Annotated in this window: 8 protein-coding genes; 5 read left to right on the forward strand and 3 right to left on the reverse strand. The window is 70.8% G+C overall.

Annotated features, from left to right (window positions below; genetic code table 11):
* Positions 1–14: 14 nt before the first annotated feature.
* Positions 15–932 carry a bifunctional helix-turn-helix transcriptional regulator/GNAT family N-acetyltransferase gene (locus ACQVFL_RS16035; RefSeq protein ID WP_431726850.1) on the reverse strand — a complete coding sequence of 306 codons (918 nt, stop codon included), beginning with the start codon at positions 930–932 and terminating at the stop codon, positions 15–17.
* Between the two features lie 48 nt (positions 933–980).
* Positions 981–2,366, reverse strand: coding sequence for an MFS transporter (locus ACQVFL_RS16040; RefSeq protein ID WP_431726851.1), 1,386 nt, complete (start codon positions 2,364–2,366; stop codon positions 981–983).
* Positions 2,367–2,673: 307 nt separating this feature from the next.
* Here ACQVFL_RS16040 and ACQVFL_RS16045 point away from each other — a divergent pair, with 307 nt between their 5' ends.
* The 5 genes from ACQVFL_RS16045 (at position 2,674) to ACQVFL_RS16065 (ending at position 12,782) form a co-directional block, all read left to right on the forward strand.
* A complete protein-coding gene (locus ACQVFL_RS16045; RefSeq protein ID WP_431726852.1) occupies positions 2,674–4,065 on the forward strand; it encodes a glycoside hydrolase family 43 protein in 1,392 nt (463 codons plus the stop codon).
* Positions 4,066–4,162: 97 nt separating this feature from the next.
* A complete protein-coding gene (locus ACQVFL_RS16050; protein WP_431726853.1) occupies positions 4,163–6,904 on the forward strand; it encodes a beta-L-arabinofuranosidase domain-containing protein in 2,742 nt (913 codons plus the stop codon).
* A gap of 196 nt (positions 6,905–7,100) precedes the next feature.
* The gene (locus ACQVFL_RS16055; RefSeq protein ID WP_431726854.1) at positions 7,101–9,605 is read left to right on the forward strand and encodes a glycoside hydrolase family 43 protein; all 2,505 of its coding nucleotides are present in this window, start codon (positions 7,101–7,103) and stop codon (positions 9,603–9,605) included.
* Between the two features lie 95 nt (positions 9,606–9,700).
* On the forward strand, positions 9,701–12,106 hold the full coding sequence (locus tag ACQVFL_RS16060; RefSeq protein ID WP_431726855.1) for a family 43 glycosylhydrolase: 2,406 nt from the start codon (positions 9,701–9,703) through the stop codon (positions 12,104–12,106).
* 43 nt (positions 12,107–12,149) lie between these two features.
* Positions 12,150–12,782, forward strand: a complete 633-nt coding sequence (locus ACQVFL_RS16065) for a hypothetical protein (RefSeq protein ID WP_431726856.1) — start codon at positions 12,150–12,152, stop codon at positions 12,780–12,782.
* A gap of 74 nt (positions 12,783–12,856) precedes the next feature.
* On the opposite strand, the gene ACQVFL_RS16070 is transcribed toward ACQVFL_RS16065, so the two are convergent.
* The gene (locus tag ACQVFL_RS16070) at positions 12,857–15,853 is read right to left on the reverse strand and encodes a glycoside hydrolase family 95 protein (protein WP_431726857.1); all 2,997 of its coding nucleotides are present in this window, start codon (positions 15,851–15,853) and stop codon (positions 12,857–12,859) included.
* Positions 15,854–15,889 lie beyond the last annotated feature (36 nt).

The raw sequence follows: 15,889 nt of genomic DNA on the forward strand, positions 1-15,889 counted from the left end.
GCGGGTGCGAACCATCATCCAGTTTCCCGGGGCGGGGCGGCTAACCCCGGCCTGTCGCCGGTCAGGGACCTGGCGAACCAGTGGTGCGCGTACGGGTTGGCGTTGTACCGCGGGATCTCGTGGTAGCCCGCGCTGCGGTAGAGCCGGATCGCCTCGGTGAGAGCGCGGTTCGTGTCGAGGCGTACGGCGTCCGCGCCACCCGCCACGGCGTGCCGCTCCAACTCGGTGAGCAACCTCCGGCCGACCCCGAGTCCGCGTACCGACCCGGACACCCACAGGCGTTTGATCTCGGCGGGCGCGCCGGGGTCGAACCGCAGTCCGCCGCAGCCCACCGGTTCGGTGGCGAGCGTGGCGACCAGGAACAGTCCGTCCGGCGCGACCAGGTCGGGCTCGTCGTCGCCGCCCGGGTCGAAGCCCCCCTCGAAGCGCTCGTCCAGCTCCCGCACGTACGCCCGCAGGCAGGCCCGGGCCCGGGGGTCACGCGGATGGCAGGGTGCGATGTCGACGAGTGACGCCATCAGCAGCCGCTCCACCTCGGCCATGGCGGCGGTGAGCCGACCGCGCTGCCCGGCGGTCAGCGGCGCGAGCATCGACCAGGCCAACTCGTCGGACCTGCGGTCGAGCAGGTTCCACTCGGCGTGGCCGTCCTCGGTGAGACGGGCGGCACGGACGCGCCGGTCGCCGTCGCCGGGACCGACCACGACGAGCCCGGCCGCCTCCAGGGTGCGCAGCAGCCGGCTGAGGTGACCGGCGTCGAGATCCAGCCGGGTACGCAGCGCGGCCACCTCGGCTCCGGCCGGGCCGATCTCCCAGAGCAGCCGCGCCTGTCCCAGGGGCCGGTGGCGGGCGAGGTAGTCGTCGTCGAGGGCACCGACCCGTTGGGTGACGGTGCGGTTGAAGCGCCGCACCACGTCGACCAGTCCACGATCCACGATTTCTGACTTTAGTCAGGTGATGCGGACCGCACCAGTGGCGGCTCGTCAGGCGCGCAGCACCGGCGAGGCCAACGCCGCCACGGCGGACGCCGCCAGCGCTCCGGCACAGCCGTAGAGCACCGTCGGGGCCGCCGCGATCTCGGCGACGGCGCCGAGCAGGGCCGTGGTGAGCAGCAGCGGCAGGCTCTGCACGAGTACCAGCACGGACTGCACCCGGGCCAGGTGCGTCGCCGGGCCGGCGGCCAGAATCAGGGGGCCGACGTGCGTGGCGAACAGGCCCGAGCCGACACCGACCGTCGCCGCGGCGGCGACCGACCATATCGGTGTGCCACCCATCGCCACGGCTGACGTCCCGGCGGCGGCCGTCAGCAGTCCGCCGACCGCCGTCGCGCCCGGGCGGGAGGACGCGCCCCGGGCCAGCACCGCCACCGCGACGACGACCGTACCCGCCGCGACGGCCGCGACGACCGTGCCGGTGAGCGGCCCCGGCCACGCCCGCTCCCGGGCCAGCAGCGGCAGCAGGAGCGAGGAGACCGGCAGGAGGAACCCGGCGGCGGCACCGGTGAGCAGCAGCGCGGGCCGCAGGGCCGGGTGACCTGCGGCGACCCGCAGCCCATCCAGAGCGGCCCGCCACACCGGTGCCGACGCAGGGTCGGACGCCGGTGCGGCGTCCGGGACGCGGTGTCGGCCGCGTCGCAACGTCACCAGGATCGACAGCATCACCGCGAAGGTCGCGGCGTTGACCAGTGCGGCACCGGCGAGTCCGACCGGCGCGAGGAGCAGGCCGCCGAGGACCGGGCCGGCGAACAGGGCCAGTTGACCGGCGAGTTGGCGTGCCGACATCGCCCGCGCCAGGGCGGCCGGCGACACCAGGCGACGCGGCATCGACCCACTGCTGGGCAGGTGGAACGCGTCCACCACCCCGGTGGCCAGCGCGGCCAGCAGCAGCGGCAGGCGCGGATCGGTCGACGACCAGGCCGCGAGGGCCAGCGACAGGGTCACCACCACCATCGCCGCGTCCGAGATGATCATGACGCGCCACGGGCCGACCCGGTCCGCCACCGCGCCACCGGCCATCAACAGCAGCGCCCGGGGCAGGTTGATCGCGGTCAGCACCAGGGCGGTGAACTGCCCGCCGTACCCGGCCGCGACGAAGGCCATCGCGAACGCCAGGGCCTGCACGCCGACCAGACTCACCGCGGTCCCGCCCAACCAGGCCCAGTACGCGCCGGGCACCGCCGCCCGACCACCAGTCACCTTCACGTTCCCCCCGTCGACGGGACCGGCGGCTCCACCGGGTGCGGTGCCGGCCCGGCTTCCCGGCACGGAGAGTGCGGCCTCGACCGGGTCGAGGGTCAAGCCGCCCCGAAGCTTCACCGGCAGCCGGACGACGGCGGCGCAGGCGTGTTGCCGACCCGTTTCCGTCGCCATCTCCTGGAAATCGGAGGCTTGCGCACGTGTTAACCGACCGCTACGTTAACGCTAACATCGAACTGGATGCATAGGTTGCCGGACCTCGGCGGAGAGACGGCCGAGGCGCCCGCGTCGTCACGGACCGCACACGACGCCCGTTCCCGTGACGGGATCGTCAGCGGCCCGCCGCCGGAGGTCCGACACCGGCAACCAGCCACCGGGGCGACGCGTCCCGGCCACTGCCTCCCGTACGACTCGACGGGCCGCACCCGTCCCTGGCGGGCCCGACCCCCACCCGTCCCCCGCGCCAAGAAAGGTCACCGCGATGGTCCTGAGTCGACGAGCATTCACCCTGGGTGCGCTGGCCACCGTCGGCCTCACCGCCTCCGACGTGGCATTCCGCCCGCAGTCCGCCTCGGCGGCCACCTACACCGCGTACCTCAAGACCTACTTCACCGAGTCCCCGAACCAGTCGGCGGCCGACTACGGCCTGCACCTCGCGGTCAGCCGGGACGGCCTGAACTGGTCCCCGCTGAACCAAAACAGTCCGGTGGTCACCCCGACCGCCGGTGACCTGGGGCTGCGCGACCCGTTCGTCTTCCGCAAGCAGGACGGCACCTTCGTGGTCGTCGCCACCGACCTGTACGGGCTCAACTTCGGCCGCAACAGCCAGTACCTGCACGTCTACGACTCGATCGACCTGACCAGCTTCACCGGGTACCGGCGCATCCAGATGCACACCTACGCCAACGTGCACACCTGGGCGCCGACGGTGTTCTGGGACGCCGGGCGCGGCCAGTACGCGATCGTCTACTCGGCCAACACCACCACGGACCTGTTCCTGGTGAACTACACCAGCGACTTCCGCACCGTCAGCGCGCCGCAGACCTACTTCAGCCCCGGCTTCCCGGTGCTCGACGCCGACATCCACGTCGACGGCGGGGTGACGTACCTGTACTACAAGAACCTCTCCAACGGGAACCTGTACGGCGCCCGGTCCGGCACCGGCGCCCCGAACAGCTTCACCACGTACACCTCCGGTCTACGGCAGGGCAACGCGATCGAGGGCGCCCACCTGCTCAAGCGCAACGACGGGTCGGGCTGGTGGCTCTGGGGCGACTCGTTCAGCCCGGTCAACAACGACTTCTACCTCTGGGGCACGAACAACATCGGCGCCAACTCGTGGTCGGTGCTCAACCAGCGCGACTACACGCCGCCGCTGAACTCCAAGCACGGCTCGATCGTCGGCATCACCGAGGCCGAGTTCAACGGCGTGGTCAGCCGGTGGGGCCTGCCGAACTGGGTCCGGCTGAAGTCCTGGAACCTGCCCGACTACTTCGTCCGGCACTCGAACCGCGCGGTCCGCATCGACCCGTACCCGTTCGACCCGCACCGCGACCAGATGTGGCGGATGGTGCCCGGCCTCGCCGACCCGGCCGGGGTGTCGTTCGAGTCGGTGAACGTGCCCGGCAGCTTCCTGCGGCACAGCGGGTACGTGGCCCGCCTCGACCCCAACGACAACAGCGCGACCTTCCGCGCCGACGCCACCTTCCACCGCACCGCCGGGCTGGCCGACGGCGGCTGGTCGTCGTTCCGCTCGTACAACTTCCCCACGCACTACCTGCGCCACGCCGGTCACGTGCTGCGCATCGACCCGCTCAGCGCGTCGTCGAGCGCCGCCGACCGTCAGGACGCCACCTTCCGCGTCACCTCGTGACGCCGTACCCACGGTGGCCGGACCGTCGCCGTCGCCCCGGCCCGGCCCGGCCACCCTCCGCCCGAGTCACTCCCGTCCCCGACCTCCGGAGGTCGTGATGCCCAACCCGTCCCTCAACCGTCGCCACCTTCTCCAGGCCGCCGGGGTGGCGGCCGTCGCCGGTGCGATCGGCCCGGTGCTGCACGGCCAGGCCGCCCGCGCGGCGATCCCCCCGGCCCGGCCCGACATCGGCGTCTCCGCGTACGCCTTCGACCCGGGCCAGGTCCGGCTGACCGCCAGCCGGTGGCTGGACAACCAGAACCGGACCCTGGCCTACCTGCGCTTCGTCGACGTGAACCGGCTGCTCTACAACTTCCGCGCCAACCACCGCCTCTCCACCGGCGGCGCCGCGGCGCTGGGCGGCTGGGAGGCGCCGACGTTCCCGTTCCGGACCCACTCCCAGGGGCACTTCCTGACCGCCTGGGCGCAGATGTGGGCCGTGCTGGGCGACACCACGTGCCGCGACAAGGCCAACCTGATGGTGGCCGAGCTGGCCAAGTGCCAGGCCAACAACGCCGCCGCCGGGTTCAACACCGGATACCTCTGCGGGTATCCCGAGTCCGACTTCACCGCCGTGGAGAACCGCACGCTCAGCAACGGCAACGTGCCGTACTACACCATCCACAAGACGATGGCCGGGCTGCTCGACGTGTGGCGGCTGGTCGGCAACACCCAGGCCCGCGACGTGCTGCTGGCGCTCGCCGGCTGGGTCGACTGGCGCACCGGGCGGCTCAGCTCCGCCCAGATGCAGGCCATGCTCGGCACCGAGTTCGGCGGCATGAACGCGGTGCTGACCGACCTGTACCAGCAGACCGGCGACGCGCGTTGGCTGACCACCGCGCAACGCTTCGATCACGCCGCCGTGTTCAACCCGCTCGCCGCCAACTCCGACCAGCTCAACGGGCTGCACGCCAACACACAGATCCCGAAGTGGATCGGCGCGGCCCGGGAGTTCAAGGCCACCGGCACCACCCGCTACCGCGACATCGCCGGCAACGCCTGGAACCTGACGGTCAACACCCGCACGTACGCGATCGGCGGCAACAGCCAGGCCGAACACTTCCGGGCCCCGAACGCCATCGCCGGGTACCTGCGCAACGACACCTGCGAGCACTGCAACACGTACAACATGCTCAAGCTGACCCGGGAGCTGTGGCTGCTCGACCCCAACCGGGTCGCGTACGTCGACTTCTACGAGCGGGCCCTGCTCAACCACCTGATCGGCGCGCAGAACCCGGCCGACGCCCACGGCCACATCACCTACTTCACCCCGCTGCAACCGGGTGGCCGCCGTGGGGTCGGCCCGGCCTGGGGCGGCGGCACCTGGAGCACCGACTACAACTCCTTCTGGTGCTGCCAGGGCACCGGGCTGGAGAGCAACACCACGCTGATGGACGCGATCTACTTCCACAACGGCAGCACGCTGACGGTGAACCTGTTCATGCCGTCGGTGTTGACCTGGTCCCAGCGCGGCATCACCGTCACCCAGACCACCGGCTTCCCGGCCACCGACACCACGACGCTGACCGTCACCGGCACCGTCGGCGGATCGTGGACGATGCGGATCCGCATCCCGGCCTGGACGCAGGGCGCGACGGTCAGCGTCAACGGCACGGCGCAGAACATCGCCACCACCCCGGGCACGTACGCCGCGCTGACCCGCACCTGGACCTCGGGCGACACGGTGACCGTACGTCTGCCGATGCGGGTGGTGGTGGAGCCGACCAACGACAACTCGGCCGTGGTGGCGCTGCGGTACGGCCCGACGGTGCTCTCCGGCAACTACGGCAACACCGCCCTGTCGGCGCTGCCCGTCCTGGCGACCGGCTCGGTGACGCGCACCAGCAGCACCGCGCTCACCTTCACCGCGACCGCCAACGGGGCCACGGTCAACCTGATCCCGTTCTACGACGCGCACGGCCACAACTACACCGTCTACTGGGGCACCGGCGGCCAGAGCGGCACCGGCGACGCCACCTTCCGGCTGGTCAACGCCGCCAGCGGACTGGTGCTCGGGATCGAGAACATGTCCACCGCCGACGGCGCGCCCGCCCTCCAGTGGGGCGACACCGGCACCGCCGACCACCACTGGCAGCTCGTCCCCGACGGCACGGCGGTGCGGTTCCGCAACGCCAACAGCGGCAAGGTGCTCGGCGTGCAGGACATGTCCACCGCCGACAACGCCCAGGTCCTCCAGTGGGGTGACACCGGCACGGCGGACCACCGGTGGACGGTGGTGGACGTGGGCGACGGCTCCCACAAGATCCGCAACGGGCACACCGGCAAACTGCTGGCCGTCCTCAACGGGTCGACCGCCCAGGGCGCGCGGGTGGTGCAGGATCCGGACAACGGCACGCCGGACAACCAGTGGCGGTTCGTCCCCAACGGCGCGCGGCGGATCCAGAACGTCGCCAGTGGCCTGGTGCTGGGTGTGCAGAACATGTCCACCGCCGACGGTGGCCTGGTGATCCAGTGGGGCGACACCGGCACCGCCGACCATCTCTGGACCGCACTGGTGGACAGCAGCGGCTACCTGCGGTTGCGCAACTCGCACAGCGGCAAGGTGCTGGGGCTGGAGAACAGCGGCACCGGCTCCGGTACGCGGGTGGTGCAGTGGGCCGACAACGGCGCGGCGGCCAACCGCTGGCGGCTGCGGTACGGCTCCGGCGGGGGCTTCCGGATCCAGTCCGGCAACGGCGGACGCGTGCTCGGCGTCAGCGGCTCCTCCACCGCCCAGGGGGCGCAGATCGTGCTCGCCGACGACAACGGTGGCAACGCCAACCTCTGGCGGTTCGTCTAGCCGGGCCGGGTGTCGAGGGTGGAGGTGACACGCCCTCGACACCCGGTCCCGGACGGGCCCCGGCCTGTGGGAGCGCACCCACGACGCATCGACGACGGTGTTACGCGGACATTTCAGACGAGTATCGCGGAAACTCTTGACGATCCATGTTAGCGCTAACAAGCTAGGGGCCCGCCACCTCGCTTCTGGAGCTCGCATGCAGGTGTTCGTCGGCCCCCGCACGCCCCGCCTCCGATCCCTCGTCAGACGGATCCTCACCGGCAACCCGCCCGCCCCGGTGCAGCGGTCCCGCGCCGCGATCCGCCGCAGACGGGCCACCGCCCTCGCCGCGACCGCCGCGCTGCTCGCCGCCGGCCTGGTCACCACCGGCGGCACCGCCCAGGCCGCCGAGCCCTGGTCACCGCGCTCGTCGTACACCTCGACCGACCGGGGTGACGGCACCTACACGGTGCCGCTGTTCCGGGCCGACGTGCCGGACATCGGCGTCGAGCGGGTGCCGGCCGCGGAGAACGCCGAGGGCCGGGACATCTACTACATGATCAGCACCACCATGCACTTGAGTCCGGGTGCGCCGATCATGAAGTCGTACGACCTGGTGAACTGGGAGATCGTCAACTACGTCTTCGACCGGGCGAGCATCGGCGACTCGTTCTCGCTGCGCAACGGCCAGAACTCGTACGGCCAAGGGCAGTGGGCGTCGTCGCTGCGCTACCACGACGGCATGTTCTACGTCGCCTTCAACACCAACAACCTCGGCGGCGCGTACATCTACCGCACCGACGACATCGAGAACGGCGCGTGGCAGCGCACGGCCCTCGGCCGTGGACTGCACGACCCGTCCCTCTTCTTCGACCACGACGGTACGCCGTACATCTTCTACGGCAACGGGAACATCAGCGCGGTACGGCTCAACTCCGCACTGACCGCCGTCGTGCAGGACTACCCGAACGTCTTCACCGCGAGCAACTACGCGGGTCAGCCCTTCATCGGCGGCCTCTTCGAGGGCGCCCAGTTCTATTACATCAACGGCTACTACTACGCGGTGATCATCACCTGGCCCTCCGGTCAGGGACGCCAGGTCGTCATGCTCCGTTCGCCGGAACTGCTCGGGCGCTACACCTCGGCCGGCGGGGTGAACACCTACGAGGCGCGCGGCGTGCTCAACTCCAACGGCTTCGCGCAGGGCAGCCTCGTGCCGATCGCCCGGGAGGACGGTCAGACCGACTGGCACGGCATGTTCTTCCGGGACACCTTCCCGATCGGGCGCATCCCGGCGCTGATCCCGGCGACCTGGTCCGAGGACGGCTGGCCGACCTTCGGCACCAACGGCGTGGTGCCGGTGGAGGGTCCCTTCGCCAAGCCGATCGCGCTCAGTCCCGAGCAGGAGCGCTTCGAGCGGCAGAAGTCCATCGTCGTCTCGGACGACTTCGCCAACGACGCCCCGCACAAGGCGTACATGGACGAGGAGTGGACCGCCCCGACGCCGGAGGTCGAGGCCGAGATCAGGCCCAACGGATCGCGGTTGGACATGGCCTGGGAGTGGAACCATGCCCCGGACAACCGCTACTGGTCGCTGACCGACCGGGCGGGTTGGCTGCGGCTGACCACCGGCAAGGTGGTCACCGGCGACTACGTCTACACCAAGCTCGCCAACCGGGCCGAGCTGGCCTGGTTCGAGGAGGCCCGCAACACGCTGTCGCAACGCACGTTCGGGCCCCGGCAGTCCGTCGAGACCAGGATGGACATCTCCCGGATGGCCGACGGTGACGTCGCCGGGCTGGCCGCCTACAACCGGGGCTTCTCGTACGTGGCGGTCAAGCGGACCGGCGGGGTCAACACCCTCGGCGTGGTGAACCGGGGACAGCCGTTCGCGGTCGACCTCGACCAGGCGACGTTGGAGAACTTCCTGCCGGGCACGACGGTGTCGCTGGGCGACGCGACCGAGGTGCACGTGAAGGCGGACCTCGACTTCGCCACGCCGACCGGGCAGCTCTGGACGACGTTCTACTACAGCCTAGACGGGGTGACCTGGACGCAGTTGGGCAACCGGGTGGGCCCGCAGACGCTGGACGGCAGCCTGGCCCACTTCATGGGGCACCGGGTCGGCCTCTTCAACTACGCCACCCAGCAGACCGGTGGATCCGTCGACTTCGACCACTACCTGCTCAGCGACACGCTCACCGCACAGAACCGGCCGCTGGACACCGGAGAGCTGGACGCGGCCATCGCGTACGCGGCCACGCTCGACGAGTCGGCGTACCCGGCCGACGCCTGGGCGGCCATGCGCGCCGCGCTCGCCGCCGCCACGACGGCCCGGGCCGGCACGTTCGGCACCCAGAACCAGATCGACGCGCCGGAACGGGCGCTGAGCTACCAGTTGGCCCGCCTCGGTGTGCTGCGGACCGACACGCTCCCGGTCACGGCGACCGCGCAGACGCGGTGCGTCGGCGGCAAGGCGTACCTGGTGGTGCAGGCGCGCAGCGACCACGACGCGCCGGTGGACGTGGTGCTGGAGAGCGCGTACGGCCGTCGGTCGGTCCCGGCCGTGGCACCGGGGGCCAACGCGTTCCAACAGTTCGCCACCCGTGGCGAGTCGGTCCCGGCGGGCACGGCGACCGTCCGGGTCACCGGGACCGTCGACGGCCGGGACGTGACCACCGTCCGCACCCCGGCGTACCCGGCCACCACCTGCGGCGGCTGATCCCGCCCCTCCCGATCCGCCCCGGAGCCGGTCCCGCACCGGCTCCGGGGTGCCGATGAACTCCCCTGCCCGTTCCATCTCAAGGAGGACATCTCGTGACACCGCGTCCACGAACGGGGGCCCGGCGACGGGTCGCCGCCCTCGCGACGGCCGGCGTGATGCTGGCCGGACTCGTCGCGGCGGCACCGGTCCAGGCCGCCGACACCAACCTCGTCGTCAACGGCGGGTTCGAGAGCGGCCTGGCCAACTGGTTCGTCAACAACGGCAACGCCACCGACAGCGCGACCCTCTCCCCCACCACCGACGCCTACTCCGGATCGGCTGCGGTCCGGGTCACCAACCGGGCGACCACCGGGTCCGGCCCGATGCAGGACCTCTCCGGCAAGGTCCAGGCCGGACAGACGTACACGCTCAGCGCCCGACTGAAGTACGACAACGCGGCCTCGCCCGCGACGAAGCAGTTCTTCGCCACCATGCACTACGGCGGCTCCACCTACACCAACCTGGTCAGCGTGACCGCCACCCGCGGTCAGTGGGCGCACGTCAACGGGCAGTTCACCATCCCGGCGAGCCAGGGCGTCGGCACCGCGCGGCTGTTCTTCGAGACCCCGTGGACGAGCAACCCGGCCGCCGATGCGAACCTGCACCTCATGGACTTCACGCTCGACGACGTGTCGGTGGTCGGTGCCGCGCCGCCGCCGCCCGCGTCCAAGACCATCGAGGTGGTCGGCAAGCTGCCCGGCGAACACAACCCGTTGATCGGGCACAAGTTCGGCGCTGACGGGTACGGCTTCGTCCACGACGGCCGGGTCTACATGTACATGACCAACGACACCCAGGGGTACGCGCCGAACCCGACCACCGGCGTCTCGCCGGGCATCAACTACGGCGACATCAACCAGATCACCGTGATCTCCACGACCGACATGGTCAACTGGACGGACCACGGCGAGATCCAGGTCGCCGGGCCGAACGGCGTGGCACCGTTCACGAACAACTCGTGGGCGCCCGGCATGGCCAAGAAGGTGGTCGACGGGCAGGAGAAGTTCTTCCTCTACTACGCCAACGGCGGTGGGTCCAGCAACGTGATCACCGGTGCGTCGCCGGTGGGCCCGTGGACCAGCGAGCGCACCAGCACGCTCATAGACGGCCGCACCCCAGGTGCCGAGGCGGTCGCCTGGAAGTTCGACCCGGCGCCGTTCGTGGACGACGACGGCGAGGCGTACCTCTACTTCGGCGGCGGCCCGGCGGCGACCAGCATGCCGGCGGCCGAGCGGTTCAACAACCCGAAGAACCTGCGGTCGATCAGGCTCGGCGACGACATGGTGTCGACCGAGGGCACGGCGGCGGTCGTGGACGCCCCGGTGGCCTTCGAGGCGGCCCAGGTGTTCAAGCGCGACGGCAAGTACTACCTGTCGTACTCGTCGCACTTCGGTGGCAACGACTTCGGTGGCAACCAGACGCCGCTGCCCGGCTACCCCGGCGGTGGTCAGATCGGCTACATGATCTCCGACGACCCGATGGTCTGGCCCAAGGAGACCTACGCGGGCGTGCTGTTCCCGAACCAGTCGCAGTTCTTCGGCGCCGGCACCGGGGGCAACAACCACCAGTCCGCCTTCGAGTACGAGGGCAAGTACTACTTCACCTACCACGGCCCGACGCTGAACAAGCGCATCAACGGCAACACCACCCAGGGCTACCGCAGCCCGCACATCCAGGAACTGAGCTTCAACGCGGACGGCACGATCCGCCAGGTCGTGGGCGACTACGCCGGTGTCGACCAGGTCCGGGACTTCGACCCGTACCGGGTGTTCGAGGCGGAGACCTTCGGCTGGAGCAAGGGCATCGCCACGGCGAAGATCGACGGCGGTTCCGCCCAGTTCGGCGACGAGGCACCCAACCTGGTGGTCCGCGACATCGACAACGGAGACTGGACCGCGCTCTCCTCGGTCGACTTCGGCACCGGGGCCAAGAGCCTGACCGCGAAGGTCCGTCCGCTGGTGGCCGGTGGGTCGATCCAGCTCCGGCTCGGTGACGTGACCGCGCCGGTGGTGGCGACCATCCCGGTCGACGGGCCGATCGGCGAGTGGACGGAACTCACCACCCAGCTCGACGGCGTGGCCGGCGTGCACGACGTCTACTTCACCTACGCCGGGCCGGCCGGTGCCGACCTGTTCGAGCTCGACACCTGGGCGTTCGAGAAGGCCACCGCCGAACTGCCGGTGACGGTCAGCGTGCAGGCGCGGTGCGTCGGCGGCAAGGCGTACGTGGCGGTGCAGGCGCGTAACGACCACGACGCGCCGGTGGACGTGGTGCTGGAGAGCGCGTACGGGCAGCGGTCGGTGACGGCCGTGGCTCCGGGTGCGAGCGCCTTCCAGCAGTTCAACAGCCGGACGGCGGCGGCGCAGGCGGGCACGGCGACCGTCCGGGTCACCGGGTCGATCGACGGCAGGGACGTGACGACGGTACGCACCGTCGGACACCCCGCCGCCACCTGCTGATCATCACTAGCAACTGTCGATCACGAGTGACGCGGAGAAGCAGATGAGAACGGACAATCGCAGGCGGCTGTTGGCGGCGGGTGCTGCCGGGGCGTTGCTGGTCGGGTCGGTGGCGATGGCCGCGCCGGTGTCGGCCGATCCGGGTGACAGTGGTGACGTGACGGTCACCGTGGAGATCGAGGAGTTGGTGGAGCCGGGTGTGCTGGCGTTGTCGATCGCGGGTGACTCGGTGGCGTTGACCGAGGACGGGTCGACGCTGCTGGTGCGTCAGTTCGTCGGTGGTCTGCCGACGGTGACCGTGACGGACACGCGTACCGCCGACGAGGTGCCGTCGGGTGCCGCGTGGGCGGTCCTCGGTAGTGCCACCGACTTCACCGGTGGCGCGGGTCAGGAGCCGATCGGTGCCGGGCACCTGGGGTGGAGGCCGCGTCTGGTCGACGGTGGTGACACCGGTCTGGTCAGCGAGGGTGAAGAGGTGGTGACGGTGTTGGACGAGCCGACGCAGCCGGGTAACAACGTGGGTCTGGTCGACCAGGAGTTGCTGGTCTCGACGTTCGACTCGGGTGCGGTCGCGGGTGGGGCGTACTCGGTCGACGCGGATCTGTTCCTGCGGACCCCGGCGGACGTGGCCGCGGGTGAGTACACCTCGACGCTGACCCTGTCCCTGTTCGAGTGATCCACCGAGGGCGGGGCCGCCGAGCCACGGCGGTCCCGCCCTCGTCCCCCGTCGAGCCGGCCGGAGCCGGCGACTCAGGCCCCGATCGCGATCGCGAAGACGTGCATGGTGGGCACGTTGGCCGCCGGTCGGGCACTGATGTTGGGCAGCTCGACCCGGGCGACCGCCTTGTTCTGCAACGTCACACCGACGAAGTAGACGCAGGCGGCCGTGTTCTGCCGCTGGTTGCCGGGCCGGTTCTGGTAGGCGGTGACCACGGCCGCGGTGGCTCCGCTGTGCGGCCCGCCGTACCAGTCCGGGGTGCTCAGCGTGAAGGTCTGGCGGGCGCCGTCGGCGTACACCACCGTGCCGGTGCCGGACACCGCACCGTACGTCCCGGTGGCGAGGAAGCCGAGCGTACGACCGGTGCCGGTGACGCTGATCGCCTGCCCGGAGGCGATGGCGTTGTCCGCCCCACCCGCCGCGACGGTGGGCCAGCGGAAGATCACCCCGTTGCGGCTCAGCGTGGCGCCGGGGGTGACGCCCGCTGCGGCCAGGGCCTGCGCGGAGAGCGAGGCGCCGTTGCCGTCGAAGTTGCCGACGCCGGTGTTGGTGTCGTTGCTGGTGCTGACGTTGGTGAAGCTCTGCTCCAGCGTCGGGACGGCGACGCCCGGCCCGGTGGCCCGGTAGGTGCGCCCGGCCTGGACGGTCACCTCGACCAGGTCGGTCTCGATCCGCGTGGTGCGCGCGGGGGTGCCGTCGGCGACGTCGACCACCGTGTACGTGGTGGCGAACAGTCGACCGCGCAGCCGTACCGTGCCGGCCCGGTCCGGACGGACCAGGATCTCGCCGGCCTGGCCGTTGCTCCACGTGATGCCGACGGTGTGTCCGCCCCGGGCACGCAGGCCGGACACCCGCCCGTTCGGCCAGGCGGTCGGTAGGGCCGGCAGCACGTGCAGTTCACCGGCGTGGCTCTGGAGCAGCATCTCGGCGACACCGGCGGTGGCACCGAAGTTGCCGTCGATCTGGAACGGCGGGTGCAGGTCGAACATGTTCGGCGCGAGCCGGGCCGGGGTGGCGAGGAAGCGGATCAGGTCGTGGGCGCGGTTGCCCTCCTCCATCCGAGCCCAGAAGTTGATCTTCCAGGCGAGTGACCAGCCGGTGCCGTCGTCGCCCCGGATCTCCAGGGTGCGCCGGGCCGCCTCGAACAACTGCGGGGTGCCGCGCCGGGTGATCTGGTTGCTCGGTGCGAGGCCGTACAGGTGCGAGATGTGCCGGTGGTTGCGTTCGGTCTCCACCCAGTCGTAGAGCCACTCCATGACGTTGCCCCGGGAGCCGATCCGGGTCGGGGCCAACCGGTCCCGGGTCGCCCGGACCTGGGACCGGAACGTGGCGTCCACGCCGAGGATCTCGCTGGCCCGGGCGCAGCCGTCGAAGAGGTCCCGCAGGATCTGGTTGTCCATGGTCGGGCCGGCGCACACGCTGGCGTCGGTGTGGTGGCCGATCTCCGGCGAATTCGACGGGTTGGTGACCAGGTAGCCGAGAGTCGGCTCGGTCACCAACGTGTCGAGGAAGAACTGTGCGGCACCCTTCATCGCCGGGTAGTTCGCCCGCAGGAACTCGACGTCGCCGTTGAACAGGTAGTGGTCCCAGATCAGGGTGGCCAGCCACGCGCCGCCGGTCTGCCACATGCCCCAGAACGCACCGTCCACCACGGAGGTGGCCCGCCAGGCGTCGGTGTTGTGGTGGGTGACCCAACCGCCCGCGCCGTACTGCACCTGCGCGGTACGGGCGCCGCTGACCGCGAGGTCCCGGACCATGTCGAAGACCGGTGCGTGGCACTCTGCCAGGTTGGTGGTGTTGGCCGGCCAGTAGTTCATCGGCAGGTTGGCGTTGATCGTGTACTTCGAGTCCCACGCCGGGGTCAGCGAGTCGTTCCAGATGCCCTGGAGGTTGGCCGGCTGGGTGCCCGGCCGGGAGGACGAGATCAGCAGGTACCGGCCGAACTGGAACAGCAGCGCGGAGAACTGCGGGTCGTTGACGCTGTTGTGCTGCGCGATCCGCACGTCGGTCGGCTGGTCGGCGGCGGCGGTCCGGCCGAGGTCCAGGCTGACCCGGTTGAACAGCGCCTGGTAGTCGGCCACGTGTCGACTGCGGAGCTGGTCGTAGCTGCTGGCCCGGGCGGCGGTCAGGTGCCGCCGCGCGATGCCCTGGTAGTCACCGCCCACGTTGCGGTAGGTGACGTAGCTGGACCCGATCGAGATCAGCAGGGTCACGCTGGTGGCGTTGGCGACCCGCAGCGTGCCACCGGAACTGGTCACGGTGCCGCCGCTGACGGTGGCGTTGGCCAGGGCCAGGAACCGCACCGCGCCGGTGACGCCCTCCTGGTTGCCGGAGACACCGTCGAGGGCGATCGTGCTGCCGTCGGGGCTGGCGAGCGTCGTGCGCTGCGGACTGTCGAAGGTGGCGGTGAAGGAGATCGACCCGGTCCGGTCGGCGGTCAGACGCATCGCGATGACCTGGTCCGGCGCGCTGGCGAAGACCTCGCGCTGGTGGCGGATGCCGTTCATCACGTAGCTGACCGAACTGGTCGCGGTGGTCAGGTCGAGCTGCCGCTCGTACTGCGACGCCCCGCCCGAGGTGGGGAACGTCAGCCGCAGGTTGCCGACGAGCTGGTACGCCAACTGCCCGACCGGGTTGCCGAGCATGTTCTGGTTGATCAGGTTCTGCGCCTGCGTCCACTGGTTGGCGAAGACCAACCGCCGGATCTCCGCGAGCGCCGCCAGCCCCCGGGGGTTGCTCGGGTCGTGGGGGCCGCCGGCCCAGACGGTGTCCTCGTTGAGTTGCAGCCGTTCGGCGTCGACGTTGCCGAACACCATGGCGCCGAGCCGACCGTTGCCGATCGGCAGCGCGCGCAGCCAGTCGGTGCCGGCGGACTCGTCGTACCAGAGGGCCAGGTCACCGGCGGCGAGCACCTGGGCCGGTGGGGCGGAGTCGGCGCGGGCCAGTGCGGTCCACGGCAGCGGCAGCAGGGCACCGCCCGCGCCGGCCGCGCCGATCTTGAGAGCCTGCCGTCGGGTCAGGTCTGACATCGATCCTCCAACCGGTGACCCGAGGGGCCACGCCGG

Source organism: Verrucosispora sp. TAA-831 (assembly GCF_050780145.1).
Classification (GTDB): Bacteria; Actinomycetota; Actinomycetes; order Mycobacteriales; family Micromonosporaceae; genus Micromonospora.